At 27.1% G+C, this 20,166-nt stretch carries 20 protein-coding genes; 15 read left to right on the top strand and 5 right to left on the bottom strand.

Translation table 11 applies throughout. The annotated features are described in order from the left end of the window. Window positions 1-112: 112 nt before the first annotated feature. Entirely contained in the window at window positions 113-1,759 is a 1,647-nt protein-coding gene (locus tag AC5LG6_RS02950; protein WP_498585656.1) for a hypothetical protein, read from the bottom strand. A 234-nt stretch (window positions 1,760-1,993) separates the two neighbouring features. Between AC5LG6_RS02950 and AC5LG6_RS02945 the strand changes: the two genes are divergently transcribed. From AC5LG6_RS02945 to AC5LG6_RS02930, 4 genes are all read left to right on the top strand, one after another. After that, a complete protein-coding gene (locus tag AC5LG6_RS02945) occupies window positions 1,994-2,314 on the top strand; it encodes a hypothetical protein (RefSeq protein ID WP_498585655.1) in 321 nt (106 codons plus the stop codon). Between the two features lie 141 nt (window positions 2,315-2,455). Next, the gene (locus tag AC5LG6_RS02940; RefSeq protein WP_498585659.1) at window positions 2,456-3,130 is read left to right on the top strand and encodes an SLATT domain-containing protein; all 675 of its coding nucleotides are present in this window, start codon (window positions 2,456-2,458) and stop codon (window positions 3,128-3,130) included. An 84-nt stretch (window positions 3,131-3,214) separates the two neighbouring features. Next, window positions 3,215-4,255 (top strand): hypothetical protein, encoded by a 1,041-nt coding sequence (locus AC5LG6_RS02935; RefSeq protein ID WP_498585654.1) that lies wholly within the window; start codon window positions 3,215-3,217, stop codon window positions 4,253-4,255. Continuing rightward, window positions 4,248-5,561: a hypothetical protein gene (locus AC5LG6_RS02930; RefSeq protein ID WP_498585653.1), complete on the top strand. Its 1,314-nt coding sequence runs from the start codon at window positions 4,248-4,250 to the stop codon at window positions 5,559-5,561. The genes AC5LG6_RS02935 and AC5LG6_RS02930 overlap by 8 nt, the downstream gene beginning before the upstream one ends. A gap of 211 nt (window positions 5,562-5,772) precedes the next feature. Here the strand turns inward: AC5LG6_RS02930 and AC5LG6_RS02925 are convergent, their stop codons facing one another. Beyond that, on the bottom strand, window positions 5,773-6,867 hold the full coding sequence (locus AC5LG6_RS02925; RefSeq protein ID WP_498585652.1) for a tyrosine-type recombinase/integrase: 1,095 nt from the start codon (window positions 6,865-6,867) through the stop codon (window positions 5,773-5,775). Between the two features lie 149 nt (window positions 6,868-7,016). Then, complete coding sequence (gene rpoD / locus AC5LG6_RS02920) at window positions 7,017-8,894, bottom strand: RNA polymerase sigma factor RpoD (RefSeq protein WP_498585651.1); 1,878 nt, start codon at window positions 8,892-8,894, stop codon at window positions 7,017-7,019. A gap of 165 nt (window positions 8,895-9,059) precedes the next feature. Between rpoD and AC5LG6_RS02915 the strand changes: the two genes are divergently transcribed. The 3 genes from AC5LG6_RS02915 to AC5LG6_RS02905 are packed head-to-tail and all read left to right on the top strand — an operon-like array spanning window position 9,060 to window position 11,563. Beyond that, a complete protein-coding gene (locus tag AC5LG6_RS02915) occupies window positions 9,060-9,557 on the top strand; it encodes a 3-isopropylmalate dehydratase small subunit (protein WP_498585650.1) in 498 nt (165 codons plus the stop codon). Next, window positions 9,557-10,624 carry a 3-isopropylmalate dehydrogenase gene (gene leuB, locus AC5LG6_RS02910; protein WP_498585649.1) on the top strand — a complete coding sequence of 356 codons (1,068 nt, stop codon included), beginning with the start codon at window positions 9,557-9,559 and terminating at the stop codon, window positions 10,622-10,624. The genes AC5LG6_RS02915 and leuB overlap by 1 nt, the downstream gene beginning before the upstream one ends. A gap of 9 nt (window positions 10,625-10,633) precedes the next feature. After that, window positions 10,634-11,563: a DHH family phosphoesterase gene (locus tag AC5LG6_RS02905; protein WP_498585648.1), complete on the top strand. Its 930-nt coding sequence runs from the start codon at window positions 10,634-10,636 to the stop codon at window positions 11,561-11,563. Window positions 11,564-11,581: 18 nt separating this feature from the next. Here AC5LG6_RS02905 and AC5LG6_RS02900 read toward each other — a convergent pair whose 3' ends face one another. Further along, window positions 11,582-11,941 carry an HIT family protein gene (locus AC5LG6_RS02900; RefSeq protein ID WP_187471373.1) on the bottom strand — a complete coding sequence of 120 codons (360 nt, stop codon included), beginning with the start codon at window positions 11,939-11,941 and terminating at the stop codon, window positions 11,582-11,584. 218 nt (window positions 11,942-12,159) lie between these two features. Between AC5LG6_RS02900 and rpmJ the strand changes: the two genes are divergently transcribed. The 8 genes from rpmJ (at window position 12,160) to guaB (ending at window position 18,049) form a co-directional block, all read left to right on the top strand. Further along, on the top strand, window positions 12,160-12,273 hold the full coding sequence (gene rpmJ, locus AC5LG6_RS02895) for a 50S ribosomal protein L36 (RefSeq protein ID WP_004509205.1): 114 nt from the start codon (window positions 12,160-12,162) through the stop codon (window positions 12,271-12,273). 5 nt (window positions 12,274-12,278) lie between these two features. Then, window positions 12,279-12,647, top strand: coding sequence for a 30S ribosomal protein S13 (rpsM, locus tag AC5LG6_RS02890; protein WP_066152579.1), 369 nt, complete (start codon window positions 12,279-12,281; stop codon window positions 12,645-12,647). Between the two features lie 9 nt (window positions 12,648-12,656). Then, window positions 12,657-13,049 carry a 30S ribosomal protein S11 gene (rpsK, locus tag AC5LG6_RS02885; protein ID WP_066152581.1) on the top strand — a complete coding sequence of 131 codons (393 nt, stop codon included), beginning with the start codon at window positions 12,657-12,659 and terminating at the stop codon, window positions 13,047-13,049. Window positions 13,050-13,059: 10 nt separating this feature from the next. Continuing rightward, a complete protein-coding gene (gene rpsD / locus AC5LG6_RS02880; protein WP_066152584.1) occupies window positions 13,060-13,686 on the top strand; it encodes a 30S ribosomal protein S4 in 627 nt (208 codons plus the stop codon). A gap of 18 nt (window positions 13,687-13,704) precedes the next feature. Further along, a complete protein-coding gene (locus tag AC5LG6_RS02875) occupies window positions 13,705-14,703 on the top strand; it encodes a DNA-directed RNA polymerase subunit alpha (RefSeq protein WP_066152587.1) in 999 nt (332 codons plus the stop codon). A gap of 14 nt (window positions 14,704-14,717) precedes the next feature. Beyond that, window positions 14,718-15,068: a 50S ribosomal protein L17 gene (gene rplQ / locus AC5LG6_RS02870; RefSeq protein ID WP_066152590.1), complete on the top strand. Its 351-nt coding sequence runs from the start codon at window positions 14,718-14,720 to the stop codon at window positions 15,066-15,068. Between the two features lie 153 nt (window positions 15,069-15,221). Beyond that, a complete protein-coding gene (gene gatA / locus AC5LG6_RS02865) occupies window positions 15,222-16,580 on the top strand; it encodes an Asp-tRNA(Asn)/Glu-tRNA(Gln) amidotransferase subunit GatA (RefSeq protein ID WP_260964355.1) in 1,359 nt (452 codons plus the stop codon). Window positions 16,581-16,603: 23 nt separating this feature from the next. Continuing rightward, on the top strand, window positions 16,604-18,049 hold the full coding sequence (guaB, locus tag AC5LG6_RS02860) for an IMP dehydrogenase (protein ID WP_066218476.1): 1,446 nt from the start codon (window positions 16,604-16,606) through the stop codon (window positions 18,047-18,049). A gap of 76 nt (window positions 18,050-18,125) precedes the next feature. Here the strand turns inward: guaB and ligA are convergent, their stop codons facing one another. Then, the gene (gene ligA / locus AC5LG6_RS02855; RefSeq protein WP_498585647.1) at window positions 18,126-20,072 is read right to left on the bottom strand and encodes an NAD-dependent DNA ligase LigA; all 1,947 of its coding nucleotides are present in this window, start codon (window positions 20,070-20,072) and stop codon (window positions 18,126-18,128) included. Window positions 20,073-20,166 lie beyond the last annotated feature (94 nt).

Here is a 20,166-nt window from a genome sequence, read left to right as displayed (position 1 = left end):
ACTGGCAATATTTTTTGAAGGAAGATTAGATAGTGAACTTAAAATTTAAGTTCTGGTGTGATAGGATTTCTCCTATCAGAATTACTTTGACACGAAATATTTAACGGTCTCCCTATTGGCTATTATCTTTTTCAAACTCATCTTTAATTTTCTTGATAAACTCTTTACTAGACTCATTAAAATTAACTTTCTTAATATCAGTCCATCCTTTTTGAATCATTAATTGAGCAATTAACTTAGCATCTTCATCTGTTATATTTTCAGTTGATAATATTTCTTCAATTCTATCTTCAATCTCAATATTTTTATCTTTACTTGTAAATTTAACATTATCATTTTCTTGAGAGATATAATATCTTGATAAATCAATATCACTTTCAAGATTGTAAATATCTTTGAATATCTTATTTTGGTATGAGTTAAAAAACTTTAGATTTTCAATATTTGATTTTTTACTATAATCTAAACTATTTACAATATTAGCTTTTGCATTGTTTTGTAAGTGAAATAAGATAGTGCTATCATCAAGTCCAATTTGATTAAAATATACTGTGTAGCTTTTATCTTCATAATTAAATTTTAATCCAGTCTTTTTTCTTTTACCTTGAATATTTTGGTTTCTAAATCCTAAATCTTTGTATCCAAAATTTGAAAGTATATCTTTTAGTTCAACTTCATTTTTTGCATATTTTAAAGCTTCTAATATATCATTTTTAACAGCATTGTTAAAAGATAGATATTTATCATCACTTTTTACATTAGATGATGATTTACTTTTGCCTTTCATGTTATCTAATATTAAATCATTTGATGAAATCAAAGGAAAAATATAATCTCTTTGCTTTAGCTCTTCAATTATTGTAGATTGAAAGCCATTTGTATATTTGATGTAATCTCTTGCTAAAAAGTTATCTCTAGTCATAAGCTCTTTTAATTTTACTTTATCTTTATTTGCTATTGCAATTAGAGTTTCATTTGTAATCTCATCAATGGGAATAGGGTATATATCTTTTATATTATTACCTCTAAACTCAAAGTCTAAATTTAATCTATCTAATCTTTTTTTTATATTGTTCATAGCTTTAATATAAAACTGTAAATTACCAGTTGCAGTTGCATAATCATATAAAAGCTCTAAGTTCTTTGTTAAATCATCACCTTTTGAATTAACATAGTTTATTACTTGCTTATCTGTCATCTTTTGAGTGAACCAAGAGAATCTACTACACTTTTCCATTAAACCTTGAAACTTATTTACACTTCTATCTTTCTCTTCATCAAAGTGAAATATTAAGTTGTATTTACTTGCAATATTTGATAAATGCTTTTTTAAATGATAATAGTTTAATCCAGTATGTTTTGTAGAGTTAAATAAAAGGTGAAAATGTGGCTCAATATTATCAAAATCTATATCACTATTAAAAGCTCTATTGTGATAAGCAGCTAAAGTATCACTACTTAATTCAAAGCTCTTATTTGAAAAGTACTCTTTTTTATTTCCATTTTTATCTACATACTCTCTTGTTTTTACTCTAAATGTATATTTTGTGTTGATTATTTCATCAAGCATTAATTTCATTACATTGTTTATTTTATCTTTTGAATTAAATCCATTTGCAATTAATTGGCTTGTATCAATAGAGCATTTAAAATGAGCTTTATGTTTTAAAGGATTATATTCATCAATACTATTATAAATAGTTTCTGCATGGTCTAATATATGTAAATCAACTCTATATGATGATTCATTCTTGCTCATAATACTCCTTTAAAAGAAAGCTTGACGATAGTTAAGCATATAGCTTAGACATTAAAATATTGTAGCAATTTATTGCTTAAATATTTTATGTCATTACCTGATTAAATAAAATCAATAAATATTAAACTAATATATCATTAATAATCAATAAGAATAAATATAAGTTGATTTATATTAAATTAAAATGTATAATATTAAATATTAATGTAATTATATTAAATAAGGATTTATTTTATGGATTTAGAGAAGTTTATTCAAAATAATACACCAAAGAAAAAAATATCAATATTTGATGAGTATGTAGAAGATATAAATAAACTGTTAGAGTTAAATTATTCTCAAAAACAAGTAATAGAATATTTAAAAACAAAATGTAAAAATAAAACAGGATTAACTGAATCAAACCTAAGTAGATATTTAAAAAAGCCAAAAAAACAAAATATAAAAGAAGTTAAGAATATTTATAATAATGAATTAAAAAATATAGTAAAAGATAAAAATGAGAAAAAGCCAATTGATATATTTGCTAATCTGAAAGGAACAAATTCTAACTAAATAATTATTGTTATTAAGAATTTAAATTTAATAATTACAGTACTTTTAATAAAAACTAAGAAAAAGTTATTTATAATATAGAGAATTATTTAATAAATTAGATATTCTAAAATATGTTTATTTATTTAGAAAGGATTTTAAATTAAAAATATTATTAATTGGTTATTTAGTAGACATTCGAGAAAAAAATTTGATTCAGAAATTGAAAAATTTTTATTTAATGTTAGAACAACTGCACATTGTAGGTACAATGCATCAGTTAGATTACAAAAATTGGGTAGATTTTCATTCTTTACGCTTATATTGTTATCTTTAGGACTAGTTTTTATTCCATTAATGCAAAATGCAAATATCAAACTAGAAATAGCAAATAATGTTATTAATATGATGCAAATTTTTCTTGCTGTAGCTGTTCTTGTTTTTTCTATAAGTATATCTACATCGAGATATGAATTAAGAGCTGAAACATTAAGGGAATGTGGTGACAAGTTAAAAGAGCTAATTAGAGAATTATCAAAAGAACAAGAATTTGAAGTGATCGGTAAAGATAAATTAGGAGTATACCAAAAACGTTATACAGATATTACTACAGATAGTGAAAATCATGAATCTATTGATTATAAAAAAGCTATTCTTGATATGAATAATGATTTTATTATAACAGGATTTAAAAGATTGTTTTTAAACATTGAATTATTATCGAATAATTTTATAATACTAATAATACCTATTTTACTAATTAGTTTCGAGATAATATTTATTACAGATATGTTTGGAGTAACAACAGTTTTTACAAAATATTTGCAGTTAAATTAGCTAATAAGTAAAAAATTAAAAATTATAATATAAAATAATAAATAATTATATTATATTAATCAATAAATATACTAAGGCAACAAGATGCATTCAACAATAAGATTTGGAACATTTAAAGAATGTTTTGAAAAGCTTGATATAGGTAATATTTTAAATGAATATTTAAGAGAACAGTTCTATGCTTTCCTTCCAAAATTTTTTAATTACGAAGAAGAAGGTGAAAAATTAAATTTCGATATATTATTTATTAAAGATATAGAAAAAAATCGAAAACTATTACCTTCTTTTATTTTTCAAGAAATTGTAAAACAAAATATAGAAAAATTTAATTTTAAAAAATTTATTAAATCTATTGCACCATTTAGTAGAAATGGTTGGAATTTATTTATTTCAAGAAATGATTCATATATTACTATAGGAGTTTATAAAAATTTAAACGGTAATACTGCAATTGATATTTCAAGTATAATGACAAGTAAAGATTTTTTTCAATTAGAAAGAGTTGATAATTCTAAATTATTATTTTTTAATTCAGATAATAAATTTATCCTGCATATATCAGTAATAGAAGAAGAGTATGAATTTAATAGAAAAGATAATATAAGAAAACTTGTAGAATTTTTTACAAAAGATATAACTAATGAGTACAAAGATAAATTTATAGATAATATTTCTAATATTTTGTCTCTAAATTTTGATAAAATTCATGGTACTGTAATTTGTATTCAGGATAAAGGTATTCCTATAGATTCTTTTCTACAAAAGGGAATAATTTTTGATAAACCAATAAATATTTTTGAAGAGTATTTGAATTTTGTTTCTATTTTTTCTCTGAATGAAAATAATGAAAATATTGAAAATATTGCAGAAAGATACTATAGTTTTGTTGGAATATTAGCTGTAGTTCTTAATATTGATGGTATTACATTGATAAATACAAATGGGGAAATTTTAGGTTACAATATTTTTATAGATAATAAAGATATTGATACATCTACTGTTACAGGTGGAGCCAGAAGAAGAGCAGCTTATTCTTTAGAATTTAGTAAAGTTAAAGGATTAGCAGGAATATATTTTCAATCACATGATGGTGATAATTATTTGAAGGAACTAAGTTATGAGTAATGATTTAATTGTATTAGAAAAACAGCCTTTATGGAAAGCATATGGAGGTGTAACAATTTCAAGTAGTGAGCAGACTAATATTAGTGCTATTTCATCATATATTAAAGTATTAACGAAAAAAGAAACTGATAAGATAGTAGCAGCATTTGATAATAGTATGTTTGATATGGGAGTAGAATATGCTTGGAATAGAGCGATAAAAAAACTTGAGGAAAGACTTGAAATTTTTGGGCTTGAATTCATAGCTGAAATGCTTGGACTAGAATATATAGAAACAATTGATTCTATATCTAATAAAGAGAAAATCAATTTGGCTTTTGAATTAGGAATGATTGATAAAACAGCTAAAATGAAGCTATCTCAAGCAAATGAGAAAATTAATCATTTTATGTCTAATAATTCTGAGGATGAATTGAATTATATTGATTCTCTATCGATTATATTAGATATTACACAATATATATTAGGTAATAATATTGATGTTAGTAGTATAGAATTCAAACAATTTAGAGAAAAATTAAAAACAAATATCTTTTCAACTACAGATAAAGAGGTTGAATTATTACAATCATCTCCTTATTTCTTTATAAAAACAACTATTAGAACAATATTAAATCTAATAAAAAATGCTGATATAACAGAAAAAACAAAGATTTTAAATAATGCAATAATATTTATTAATGCTCTTTGGAGTAAATTATTTATTGAAGATAGAAAAAATATTGGAAGAACTTATGCTCAAGCTATAAATGACGGAGATAAAGATATTTTTAAAACTTTTTCAACTATCTTAGATAACGTACAAGGGTATGATTATGTTCCAGAAACTACTCGTTCTAATGCTTACATAAAGGTTGCTAAGGCTTATATATCAGCTCATTACCAAATGAATAATTTTTATAATGAACCGGCATATGCTACAAAATTAAATAATATGGGAACATTAATTCCTGATTTTGCTCTTGGTGAATGTTTGGAAGCAGTGTTGCTTTCTGTAATAGGAAATTATTATGGAGTATCTACTTTAGCACAAGATAGTAATAAAAAACTATTAAAAAAAGTTACTTATGAGCAATGGAAAGAATTTTTTTCTATCATTATTCTTCAAACTCAAAATATTTTAGAAGATTTAAAAAATGGAAATGATGATATGATTGAAAGATGGTTTAATGTTGTATATGAATTTGTTCCAACGGGTTTTAATATAAAAAATAGTACTGCTAGTAATATATATAAATATTCAATATCAAAAAATACAAAACTTTCAGCAGAGTGTGGTATTGCTCTTGGAAAAATAGTAGGTTAATATATAATAATAAGCTCAAGTAATTATTTGTATCTATTTACTTAGCCATACCATTTCATTTTTTTAGTTTGATTCAATAAATAATAAAATAAAATGTGATGGTATTGGACGAATATCTTTTATTCGTAAGTATATAATAATATCTTATTTTTTTATAAGTCTTTTATTTTTGAAATTTAGTTCTAAAAAAATTTGATTTTTATTTACTATTTCATAACCCCAAATTTATAACTGCTTCTCTTCCACTATCTGGACTTAACTTTGCATATCTTAATGTCATCTTGATATCTCTATGGTTCATCAATTTTTGAATAGTAAAAATTGGAGTTCCATTGATAGCTAAATGACTTGCAAAAGTATGTCTTAATGTATGAATTACAACTTTATTTTTTCTATCCTCTAAATCTATACCAAAATTGAATAAATTATTTAAAATGGTTCTTGCTTTTAGTTCTTGAGTTGTTTTGAATATCTTATCATTTGGCTCCAAATACTTTATTCTAAATTCTAATAAATTATTTAAATCATCAGTTAAAAAAGTTTTATAAGTTGTATTATTTTTAAAATCTTTTAGAGTTAAGAGTTTATTTGATAAATCAACATCTTTTTTACAAATGTTTTGTAAAGTTGCTAATCTTGCACCAGTATTTAAAGCTAATTTAAAAAATAGATAAATTGTTTCATCTTCTTTTGTTCTATCATACAATAATTTTATCTCTTCTTTTGTTAAGAATCTCTCTCTTGTATTATCTACATCAAAAAGATTTATATATTTTGTAAAATCATTTTTAATCAAATCATTTTTGAAACCATATTTTGTAATTGTTTTTAAAATATTCAAAATATCATTGATTGTTTTAGATGCCAATGGCTTATTTGTTCTATTTACATTTTTTAATTTTAAAGTATTTGTAAATTTTAAAATATCTTCACGGGAAATATTTTCAAAATCATAATCTTGAAAGAATGGTAGAATATGATTTTTATAATAAGATCTTATTATTTTGTTAATTGTAGGCTTATCATTGAAGTAGTGATTTGCAATATTTTCTATTGATATTATTATTCTTTTTTTTCTTTGAGCTATTACTGGTGGCTCTTCTCCATTTCTTTGCTTTGTTATAATCTCATTTCTTTTTTGATTACAGTAAGCTTCTCTTATACCCTCACTATATTTTCCAATTTTTAGCTCAATAGTTTTTTTATTTTTATCTTTATATCTTATATAATATACTTTGTCAGCTTTCCCATTTGTAATGCAATCTCTGTAAATTACACCTGTTAAATTCGTTGTATGTCTTGCCATTTTTTTACACCTATATCACACTATAAAATATGTTTATTTGATTTTATATGTTTATTTGGATTTTGTCAATAGTTCAAGAGTGCCTATTTTAAGGTCGTTTATGTATATTGTATTATTTAAGGTTTATTGTAAATTAAATTATATAGAGATTAACTCTCTACATAATTTTTAAGATTTTTACCAACTTTTGGGTGTTTTAATTTTTTAATAGCACTTGATTCAATCTGTCTAACTCTCTCTCTTGTAACAGAAAGTTCTTTTCCAATCTCTTCAAGAGTTCTATCACTAGCATCATCCATAAGACCAAATCTCATTCTTATAACTGCTTGTTCTCTTTCGTTTAATTGTCCAAGAATTTGGTCAATTTGACCTTGTAAATCCTCTTTCATAATGTTATCAATTGGTGTCGGAGCTTTTTCATCTGGTACAAAATCTCCAAATTTACCATCATCATCACTTCCTATTGGAGCTTCTAAAGATACAGGCTCTTTTGTGATTTTTATAACTTGTTTTACTTTATCAACAGGTAATCCAACCTCTTTTGCAATCTCTTCAACATCTGGCTCTTTACCATTTTCTTGAATACCTTTTCTAATAATTTTATTGATTCTATTAATAGTTTCAATCATATGAATAGGAATTCTAATAGTTCTTGCTTGATCTGCAATTGCTCTAGAGATTGCTTGTCTAATCCACCATGTAGCATAAGTAGAGAATTTATAACCTTTTTTATATTCAAACTTATCAACTGCTTTCATAAGACCAATATTTCCTTCTTGAATTAAATCCAAGAAAGCTAATCCTCTATTTGTATATCTTTTTGCAATATATACAACAAGTCTAAGGTTTGATTTTGCCATTCTATCTTTTGAAGTATCAGTGATTTTTTTACCTCTTTTAATCTGCTCTAAAACAGCTTTTAGCTCTTCAGGTGTTAAATCAAAACCATCTTTACTAGCTTCTGCTGTTTGGAAAAGTTTTTTTATCTCCATATATGTTGAAACCATTGTAGCTTCAGGAACCATAGCAGTAATTTGAGCTTTTGATAAATTTATTATATTATCTAGAATCTTTTGGTGATTTTTTTGTAATGTTTCATTAAAAAGTGGTAGTTTGTACTCTAATCTTTTTAATTCACTATCAAAACCAACATCAGATTTTAAAGATGTTTCCATTGCTTTTACTATTTCAGTTATTAATTTTGAAGTAGGTCCTAAATCAAGTAAAGCATCTTTTAATAATCTCTTTTTAAATGCAACTGCTAAATCAAAAGTCATAACATCTACTTCATCATCAGATTTAGGTACTTCTTTTGCTTGAAATTTTAGCCACTCTTTTTTCTGTTTTTCAAGATTTTTAAAAGCTTCTATAATTGTTTGAGCTCTTTTATCTAGTTTTTTTTGTTTTGCACCAGATAATTTTTTCTCATCATCTTCTACATCAGCAGATAAATCATCTTCATAATCTTCAATTTCTTCCTCTTCTTCCTCTTCTTCCTCAGTATCATCATCGAAGTTTTTGAATAGCTCTTTTACTTTTCGCTCTCTATTTACAAGAGGTTCTTTATATTCTAAAATAAAGTCTATTAGATAAGGAACATAACAAATAGCATCAAGAATAATATCCTCTCCCATCTCGATTCTTTTTGATATTTCAATCTCTTCATCTTTTGTTAAAAGTGGGATTTGTCCCATCTCTCTTAAATACATTCTTACAGGGGAATCAGATCTTGACCACTCTAAAAGCTCTTTGTTTTTTAGTAAATCAAACTCATCATCTTCTGCTTCGATTAGTTTTTCTCTTTGCTCTTTTCTTTTTTTAGCCTCTTCATCATTTAGAAGTTTTGCTTGTTCTTGAGAACTTATAACTTTTACATTATATAGCTGAACAAGAGCAAGAATTTTTTTAATTGTTGCACCTGTTGGAGCTTTTGGAAAAATTTTTATAATTTTCTCATAAGTTAATATTGAGTCTTTATACTCTTTGATTAACTGCTCGATAGTTTTATTTATATCTTTAGTACTCATTGTTTTAGGAAATCCTCCTTTTTAAATAGGAGGACATTATACCGAAATTATTTAAAGATATGATTATATTGAACTATGTAGAAGAGTGTTTAAACAAAGTTTACTAAAAGTTAGGATAAAATTTTTACTTAATATTTAATGGTTAATAAAAATAAGGAATTAGGTATGAGTAAAATCACAGGTAAAGTTTGGAATTTTGGTGCAAATATTGATACGGATGTTATTATAGCTGCAAGATATTTAAATAGTTCAGATCCAGAACATTTGGCAAAATATGTTATGGAAGATGCAGATCCTGAGTTTCCAAAGAAACTAAAAAAAGGTGATATTATAGTTGCTGGTGAAAATTTTGGATGTGGTTCTAGTAGAGAGCATGCACCAATTGCTCTAAAAGCTGCTGGTGTTGCTGCTGTTGTAGCTCCTTCTTTTGCTAGAATTTTTTACAGAAATGCTTTTAATATGGGACTTCCTATATTTGAACTTCCAGAATCTTTAGAGATAAAAGAGGGTGAAGAGATTAGTATTGATTTAGATAATGGAGAGATTAGAAATAATACAACTAAAAAAACTTATAAATTTATACCAATTCCTCCATTTATGCAAGAGTTAATCGCAAGTGGTGGATTAATTAATTATGCAATAGATGAAATGAAGGCTAAATAATGAAAAATTACAATATTTCAATAATAAAAGGTGATGGAATAGGTCCTGAAATAGTTGATGAGGCTATAAAAGTTTTAAATGCTGTTGCAAAAAAATGTGATTTTACACTTTCATATAAAGAGTATTTAATGGGTGGAATTGCAATTGATACAACAGGTGTTCCTCTTCCAGAAGAGACAGTTCAAGGTGTTTTAAATTCTGATGCTTGTCTATTTGGTGCAATTGGTGGTGCAAAATGGGATAATCTTCCAAGAGATTTAAGACCAGAAACTGGGCTTTTAAATTTTAGAGAGAAAATGGGTGTTTATGCAAATTTAAGACCAGCTATCGTTTATGATGAACTTTTGAATGCTTCGACTTTAAAGCCTGAAGTTATCAAAGGTTGTGACATTATGGTTGTACGTGAGCTTATTGGTGGTATCTATTTTGGAAAACCAAGAGCTAATGATGGATTTAAAGCATTTAATACAATGGTATATACAAAACCTGAGATAATTAGAATTGGAAAAACTGCTTTTGAACTTGCAATGAAAAGAGATAAAAGAGTTTGTTCTGTTGATAAAGCAAATGTTTTAGAGGTTTCTCAACTTTGGAGAGATACTATGAATGAGCTTTCACTTGAGTATCCAGAGGTTGAATTAACTCATATGTATGTTGATAATGCTGCAATGCAGTTAGTGAGAAATCCAAAACAGTTTGATGTAATTGTAACTGGAAATATTTTTGGAGATATCTTAAGTGATACAGCTTCTATGGTTGTTGGTTCTATTGGACTTTTACCATCAGCTTCAACTGGAGATAAAACTGCAATTTATGAACCAATTCATGGTTCTGCTCCTGATATTGCAGGGCTAGGAATTGCAAATCCAATAGCAACAATTTTAAGTGCTGCTATGATGTTAAAATATACATTAAATGAGCAAAAAGCTAGTGATATGATAGAAAAAGCAATTAAAGATGCTTTAAAAGATGGATATAGAACAAAAGATTTAGCTGCTTTTGATGCAAAAGAAGTTTTAAATTGTGTTGCTATGGGTAATAAAATAGTTGAGTATATAAATAAATAAAGGTTATTAATGAGTGAAAAAAAGTATAGACTTGTAACACGAAGTGATATGGATGGACTTGTTTGTGGTACATTGCTTAAATATCTTGATATTATAGATGAAATTACTTTTGTTCACCCAAAAGATATGCAAGATGGGTTGATTGAGATTACAAATAATGATATAACAACTAATCTTCCTTATGTAGATGGAGTTTATTTAGCATTTGATCATCACTTTAGTGAAACATTAAGAAATGAAAAAAGAGATAATCATATTATAAATCCTAATGCTCCTAGTGCTGCACAGGTTGTTTATGATTATTATGATGGAGATGAAGTTTTCCCTGGATATTTTACATCTATGATGCAAGGCGCAAATAAAGCTGATAGCGCAAATTTTTTATATGAAGATATTTTAAGACCAAGAGCTTGGACACTATTAAGCTTTTTAATGGATAGTAGAACTGGACTTGGAAGATTTAGAAATTTTAGAATATCAAACTATCAATTAATGATGGATTTAATAGACTATTGTGCTAGACATAATATTGATCAAATATTAGAACTACCTGATGTAAAAGAGAGAGTTGATTTATATTTTCAATATGAAGATGAATTTAAAGAACAGCTTAAAAAATGTACAAAAGTTTATAATAACTTAGCAATAATAGATTATAGAGATGAAGAGATTATTTATCCTGGAAATAGATTTATGGTTTATACACTTTTTCCTGAACAAAATATATCTATTCATATCTTCTATGCAAAAGATAAAGATAAAGTAGTATTTAGTACTGGAAAATCTATTACAAATAAAACTTCTAAAACAAATATTGGTGAACTAATGCTTCAATATGGTGGTGGAGGGCATGAAAATGCTGGTGCTTGTCAAATTTATAAAGAAGAATCAGAAAAAGTCCTAAAAGAGTTAATAGAAAAAATCAACCAAGATGGTTGATTGATATTTAAAAAAGAGTTAAAAATATTTTTTTAACTCATCTATAAAAATTTCAAAAGAGGGTAAATCTAAGTTTGCCTCTCTTTGCTTTTTACCCCACATTGGTTCTGGAAAAAAGCTATCTTCTTTAAATCTTGCCATTATATGAAAATGTACATGAGGAACATAGTTTCCAAAAGATGCAATGTTTATCTTATCTGGATTATAATACTCAATCATTTTTTTCTCTATAATATCAAGATATTTCCAAATTTCTTGTTTTGTTTTTTTATCACATTGTGAAAACTCTTTAATATTTTTATTTGTAAAAATCTTTAACCAAGGAATTTCACTATTTTCTATCTCTATATTTATTAAATCGTTTTTAAATAGTTGCATATTTTACTCCCAATATTTATATTCTTGAAAATTATAGCATATTAAACTATCCTTAAGCAATAATTAAATACAATGCAGTTCCATTTTTTCAACCATGAAAGAAGTTTTTATAAAATTAATCAATTAAATTTGTATTTTATAGAGAGTTGGAAGAGTTTTATTTTAGATTTTTCCTGTTGAAAATTGGAAAAAAACACAAACAAAGAAGGACGAGACTTATGAAAGTAAGAGCTTCAGTTAAAAAAATGTGTGATAAATGTAAAGTTATCAAAAGAAGAGGTATCGTAAGAGTAATCTGCGAAAACAAAAAACATAAACAAAGACAAGGATAAGACACATGGCAAGAATCGCGGGTGTTGATTTACCAAATAAAAAAAGAATGGAGTATGCTTTAACATACATCTTTGGAATTGGATTACATAATTCAAGACTAATCTTAAATGCAACTGGAATTGATTACAATAAAAGAGCATTCGAATTAACAGAAGATGAAGCTGCTTTAATTAGAAAAGAGATTCAAGAAAACTACCTAGTAGAAGGGGATCTTAGAAAAAAAGTTGCTATGGATATTAAGTCTTTAATGGATTTAGGTTCATATAGAGGATTAAGACACAGAAAAGGTTTACCTTGTAGAGGGCAAAAGACTAAAACTAATGCAAGAACAAGAAAAGGTAAAAAGAAAACTATTGGTGCAGCAAGTAAATAAGGATAGATAATGGCAAAAAGAAAAGTTACTAGAAAAAAAATTGTAAGAAAAAATATTGCTGACGGTATCGTTCATATAGCTGCAAGTTTTAACAATACAATGGTTACAGTTACAGATAACATGGGAAATGCAATAGCATGGTCAAGTGCTGGAAACTTAGGGTTCAAGGGTTCTAAAAAATCAACTCCATTTGCTGCTCAAGCTGCAGTTGAAGATGCTATGGCAAAAGCAATGGAACATGGAATTAAAAATGTAGGAATTAAAATTCAAGGTCCTGGTTCTGGAAGAGATACTGCTGTTAAATCAGTTGGAGCTATCAGTGGAATTAGAGTTACTTGGTTAAAAGATGTTACACCATTAGCACATAATGGTTGTAGACCTCCTAAAAGAAGAAGAGTGTAAGGAGTAAAATATGGCAAGATATAGAGGACCAGTAGAAAAAATCGAAAGAAGACTTGAAGCAGACCTTGGTTTAAAAGGTGAGAGAAGACTTTCAGGTAAAAGTGCTTTAGAAAAAAGACCATTTGCTCCTGGACAACATGGACAAAGAAGAACTAAGATTTCTGAGTATGGATTACAATTAAGAGAAAAACAAAAAGTTAAATTTATGTATGGTATTTCTGAAAAACAATTCAGTAACTATTTCAAAGAAGCAGTTAGAAGAGAAGGAAATACAGGATCAATTTTAATTACTCTAATTGAGCAAAGATTAGATAATGTTGTTTACAGAATGGGATTTGCTACAACTAGAGCATTTGCTAGACAAATAACAACTCACGGACATATCTTAGTAGATGGTAAAAAAGTTGATATTCCATCATACATAGTAAAACCTGGACAAAAAATTGAGATTAGAGAAAAATCTAAAAATAATCCACAAATTAAAAGAGCTATCGAGCTTACAAATCAAACAGGAATGGTTGATTGGGTAAATGTGGATAAAGATAAAGTATTTGGAATTTTCACAAGAATACCTGCTAGAGAAGAGATAGTTATTCCAGTTGAAGAGAGATTAATTGTTGAGTTATACTCTAAATAAAAAATAAAAAGGTAGCCAATGAAAAAGTTTGCAGAAACTCCGTTTTTACCAACTGAAGTTGAAATTGAGGCTATTAGTGCTAATGAAGCTAAAATTACAGCTTATCCATTTGAAGATGGATTTGCTATAACTTTAGCTCATCCGTTAAGAAGATTACTTTTAAGTTCATCTGTTGGTTATGCACCAATTGCTGTTAAAATTGAAAGCGTTACTCATGAGTTTGACTCATTAAGAGGAATGCTTGAAGATGTTGCTATGTTTGTTATAAATCTTAAAAACATGAGATTTAAAATAAATGGTGATAAAAATCAGGTTTCTGTTGAGTACTCTTTTAACGGACCTAGAGATATTAAAGGTGAAGATTTAATTAACTCTGAAGTTGATGTTGTATCAACAGATGAACATTTAGCAACTATAAATAGTGATTGTAATTTAACTTTTACAGTTATTATTCAAAAAGGTATTGGATATATGCCATCTGAAGATATTAGAGATATCGTTGGGCCAGATTTTATACCAATTGATGCTTTTTTTACACCAGTTAGAAAAGTTGTTTATAGTATTGAAAAAATGTTGGTTGAAGATAATCCAAACTTTGAAAAAGCTGTATTTAATGTAATCACAAATGGACAAATTAGTCCAATTACTGCATTTAAAGAGGCTGTTAGTGTTATGTATTCACAAATGTCAGTATTTAATAAAGTTTTTGATTTATCAGAAGTATCAATTAATGATACAAGTGATGATAATGTTGAGCTTAAAGATTTAGTTGTAAAAATTGAAGATTTAAACTTGACTGCTAGAAGCTACAATGCTTTAGATAGAAATGGAATTAAATATTTAGGTGAGTTAGTACTTATGAGTGAAGTTGAAGTTAAAAATATCAAAAACCTTGGAACAAAATCTTATAATGAAATAGCTGAAAAGTTAGAGTCATTAGGTTATCCAGTTGAAAATACACTTCCAGAAAATATTGCTTCTTCTTTAAGAAGAAAATTAGAGCAATTAAAAGCATAAATTAAGGGTTTAATATGAGACATAAGCACGGTTATAGAAAGTTAAATAGAACTTCTGCTCATAGAAAAGCATTGTTAAAAAATTTAGCAATTGCAATTATTGAGAGAGAAAAAATTGAAACAACTGTTCCAAAAGCAAAAGAATTAAAAAGATTTATTGAGAAATTAGTAACATCTGCTAGAAATGCTGATTTAAATACACATAGATATGTATTTGCTGCATTACAAAGCAAAGAAGCTACTAAAAAACTAATAAATGAAATAGCACCAAAATACGAAGGTAGAAATGGTGGATATACATCTATTATTAAAACAAGAATCAGAAAAGGTGATGCTACTCCAATGGCATTTATCTCTTTCATCTAATTTTTAGGGGATAGTTTCCTATCCCTTTTTTTATTAAAAAAACTCTATTTTCTAAAAAAATAACCTTTCCAAAATCCACTTACACTTTTTTTAAACAAAATTTAGATAAAATCAGGCGTTTATTATACCTAGAAATCTTAGGAGAACCGATTTATGACTTTAAAAGAAGCACTCAAATTAAGTAGTGAAGATATAGAAAAATTAAAAGATGATTTAAAAATAAAGATTAAAAATAGTAATGTAGGCGCTTATATTGAACAATTAGAGAATAAAGATATTTATAGTTATGGAAATGGAATTCCAATAGCTATTAAAAACAATATAAATGTTAAAAATTGGGAACTTACTTGTTCAAGTAACATTTTAAAAGGTTATATTTCACCTTTTAATGCAACTGTTATTGAAAAATTAGAAAGTTCAGGATTAAGTCCTTTTGGACTTACAAATATGGATGAGTTTGCAATGGGAAGTTCTACAGAGAGTTCAGCTCATGGAAAAACTTTAAATCCTATTGATAATTCAAGAATTCCAGGAGGAAGTAGTGGTGGTAGTGCTGCAGCTGTTGCAGCTGGAATTGCTATTGCTGCACTTGGAACAGATACAGGTGGTAGTATTAGACAACCTGCAGCTTATTGTGGTGTTGTTGGAATGAAACCAACTTATGGAAGAGTTTCAAGATATGGAATCGCTGCTTACTCATCATCTCTTGATCAATGTGGACCAATTACTCAAAATGTAGAAGATGCAGCAATTTTATATGACATAATAGCAGGACATGATGAAAAAGATTCTACTAGTGCAAATATTGATTATAAAAAAGTTACTCCAAATTTAGATATTAATAAAAAATTTACAATTACAGTTATTGATAATTTTGTTGAGCAAGCTTCTAGTGAAATACAAACAGCATTTAATAATACTGTTGAACTTTTAAAAGAGCAGGGACACAAAATTGTTCATGCAAATATGATAGATACAAATAAAATAATTTCAACATATTATATTATCTCTGCAGCAGAAGCAAGTGCAAACTTAGCTAGGTTTGATGGAGTACGATATGGTTATAGAGCAGATAGTACAAGCTTAAAAGATATGTATTTTGATACAAAAACTCAAGGTTTTGGATATGAAGTTAAAAAAAGATTGATGGTTGGATCTTTTGTTTTAAGTTCTGGATATTATGATGCTTATTATATAAAAGCTCAAAAAGTTAGAAGCCTTATAAAAGCGGAATTTGATAAAATTTTTGAAAATTCTGATTTAATTTTAGCTCCAGTTGCTCCAACTACTGCTCCAAAATTTGGATCATATTCAAATGCTTTGGAGATGTATTTGGCGGATTTATATACAATTGGTGTAAATTTAGCAGGTCTTCCAGCTATTAGTTTACCAGTTGCAAAAGATAGCGAAGGACTTCCAATAGGACTTCAATTAATTGCAAATAGTTATGAAGAACAAACTTTATTTGATGGTGCTTTATCTATGGAGAAAGCTGTAAAATATACAAAATAATAAAATATAATTAGGATATAAAGATGAGAATTAGAAAAAGAGCTTTAACTTTTGAAGATGTGTTACTTGTTCCTGCAAAATCAGCAGTTTTACCAAAAGAGGTTTGTACAAAAACAAAATTAACTAAAAATATTGAATTAAATGTTCCTTTTGTAAGTGCTGCAATGGATACAGTTACAGAGTATCAAGCTGCAATTGCAATGGCAAGACTTGGTGGAATTGGAATAATTCATAAAAATATGGATATTGAAGCACAAGTTTTACAGTGTCAAAAAGTGAAAAAATCTGAGTCAGGAATGATAATTGACCCAATTACAATAAAACCAGAGCAAACTTTACAAGATGCTGAAGATATTATGGCTACATATAAAATATCTGGAGTTCCTGTTGTTGATGAAAATGGTATTTTAGTTGGTATTTTAACAAATAGAGATATGAGATTTACAAAAGATTATAGATTTAAAGTTTATGAAAAAATGACAAAAATGCCATTAGTTACAGCAGTAGAAGGTACAACACTAGAGCAAGCTGCTGAAATTATGCATCAAAATAAAATAGAAAAACTACCAATTGTAAATAAAGATAACAAATTAATTGGTCTTATTACAATAAAAGATATAAATAAAAAGATAGAGTATCCAAATGCATGTAAAGATGAGTTTGGAAGACTTAGAGTTGGAGCTGCTATTGGTGTTAATCAACTAGATCGTGCTAGAGCTTTAGTTGCAGTTGGAGTTGATGTTTTAGTTTTAGACTCTGCACATGGTCATTCAAAAGGTATTTTAGATACTGTAAAAGCTATAAAAGCTGAGTTAAAAGTTGAGTTAATAGCTGGAAATGTTGCAACTGCTGAAGCAACAAGGGATTTAATTGCAGCTGGTGCTGATGGTGTTAAAGTTGGAATTGGACCTGGAAGTATTTGTACAACAAGAATTGTTGCAGGAGTTGGTGTTCCTCAAATGAGTGCTATTGATGAGTGTGCTATTGAAGCTAAAAAAACTGAAACACCAATAATTGCAGATGGTGGGATTAAATATTCAGGTGATGTTGCAAAAGCATTAGCAGTAGGTGCTAGTTGTGTTATGATGGGAAGTGCATTAGCAGGAACGGATGAGTGTCCAGGTGAAGTAATTCTTTATCAAGGAAGAAAATTCAAATCTTACAGAGGAATGGGAAGTATTGGTGCTATGACAAAAGGAAGTACTGATAGATATTTCCAAGAAGGAACTGCAGCTGATAAACTAGTACCTGAAGGAATTGAAGGAAGAGTTGCTTATAGAGGAACTATTGCTGATATTATTCATCAAATGGTTGGTGGTTTGAGAAGTTCTATGGGGTATTTAGGAAGCAAAGATATCGCAACTTTCCAAGATACAGCAGAATTTGTTGAAATTACAAGTGCAGGACTTAGAGAGTCTCATGTTCATGATGTAACAATTACAAATGAAGCACCAAATTATCACGTATAAAAGATGATAAAAAACGGATATTATTCCGTTTTTTATTATAAGAATTTAAAACCTTTTGAATAAATTTTGAATTAGTCTATATTTTTGAATACATTTCATCTTCTGTTAAAATTTCAATTCCAAGCTCTATAGCTTTATCATATTTACTTCCAGCATCTTCACCATAAATTAAAAAATCTGTTTTTTTAGATACACTAGAACTTACTTTTGCTCCTAAATCTTCTAAAAATAGTTTTATTTCATCTCTACTTTTGCTCATTGTTCCAGTTATAACTACCGTTTTATTTTTAAATGGATTATCTTTTGCTTCTTCTTTTATAGTTACTTTTGGTTTTAAAATATCAAAAAGTTTTAAAACAAATTGACGATTTACTCTAAAAAATTCTAAAAAAGAGTTTGCCATTTGTTCACCAATTCCATCTATACTTATAAGATCTTCAAATGAAACATCTACTAAATCTAAACCAAATTTACTACAAATAGATTTTGAAGCAACTTCCCCAATATGTTCTATTCCCAAAGCAGTAAGAACTCTATATAGTTCACTATTTTTAGAATTTTCTATAGCATTTAATAGATTATTTATTTTCTTTTCTTTAAATCCTTCAAGGTTTTTTAAATCCTCATATTTTAAAGAGTACAAGTCTAAAATATCAAAAATCTTTTTTTCATTTACTAAAAGTTCTACAATTTTATCTCCTAATCCATCTATATTTAAGCAGTTTTTACTAGCAAAATAGATTATAGAGTTTACTACTCTTGATGGACAGTCAAGATTTTGACATTTAATCATAATATCTTCTATTAAAAGTTCACTAGAACAATCAGGGCAAATAGTTGGTTTTAAAATCTCTTTTTCATTTCCATCTCTTCTATCTTTTAAAACTTTTGTAATTTTTGGGATTACATCTCCACTTCTTATTATTATTATCTCATCACCAATTTTTAAATCAAGTCTTTGTATCTCATCAAAATTATGTAAAGTAGCACGTTCTACATTTGCACCTTCAATTAAAACTGGTTCAACTATTGCAACAGGAGTTACAACACCTGTTCTTCCAACTTGTAAAATAATATCTTTTAATTTTGTAGTTTTTTCTACTGCTGGAAATTTATATGCACAAGACCATCTTGGAAATTTTTGAGTAAAACCTAAATCTTGTTGAGTCGTAATATCATCTATTTTTATAACCATTCCATCTAAAAGCATAGGAAAAGTATCTCTTTTTTTTATCATATTTTCATATAATTTTTTTATATCATCTATATTTTTTACTAAGGTTTGCATAGGAGTTTTTACAAATCCTAAAGAGAATATGTAATCCATCATAGCAGATGTTTTTTCAAAATTTAAACTATTTTGACCAACTCCCCAAGCATTAAAAAAGAGCTTTCTTTTTGAAGTAATAGAAGAATCAAGTTGTCTTAAACTTCCAGCTGCTGCATTCCTTGGATTTGCAAAAGTTGATTCACTGTTTTTTAATCTTTCAATATTTATAGCTTCAAAATCACTTTTTTTAATTACAACTTCACCTCTTATTTCAATAAGAGATTTTTCCGCAATTTCTAAAGGTATAGATTGTATCGTCATAGCATTTTGTGTAACATCTTCTCCTATTTCTCCATCACCTCTAGTAATAGCTTGTTTTAATATACCATTCTCATAAATAAGATTTAAAGAGGCTCCATCAAACTTTGGCTGACAAAAGAACTCTAAATTGTCACCAACTTTAGAAGCTCTTTTTATCCAATCTTCAAGCTCTTTGTCATTAAAAACATCTTCTTGTGACCACATACGGCTTAAATGATTTGCTTTTTTAAATCCTTTTAAAATAGCTCCACCAACTCTTCTGTTTGGTGAATTTGGATTTATTAAATTTTTGTTATTATTTTCAAATTCTAAACACGCTCTTGCTAATTTATCATACTCTTCATCACTTGCTATTGGCTCATCATCAACATAATATGCTTTTGCCCAAGATATTAATTTTTCTATATTTTTTTCATACTCTTCTTTTGTCATATTTTATCTTCTCTATAAATTTTTGAGTAATATTGTATCATTTTTTACTAAGCAATATCTAAAACTATATTATTTGTTATAGTTTAATTATTTA

Source organism: Arcobacter thermotolerans, assembly GCF_983172305.1.
This window is presented reverse-complemented; position numbering and strand designations above follow the sequence as displayed.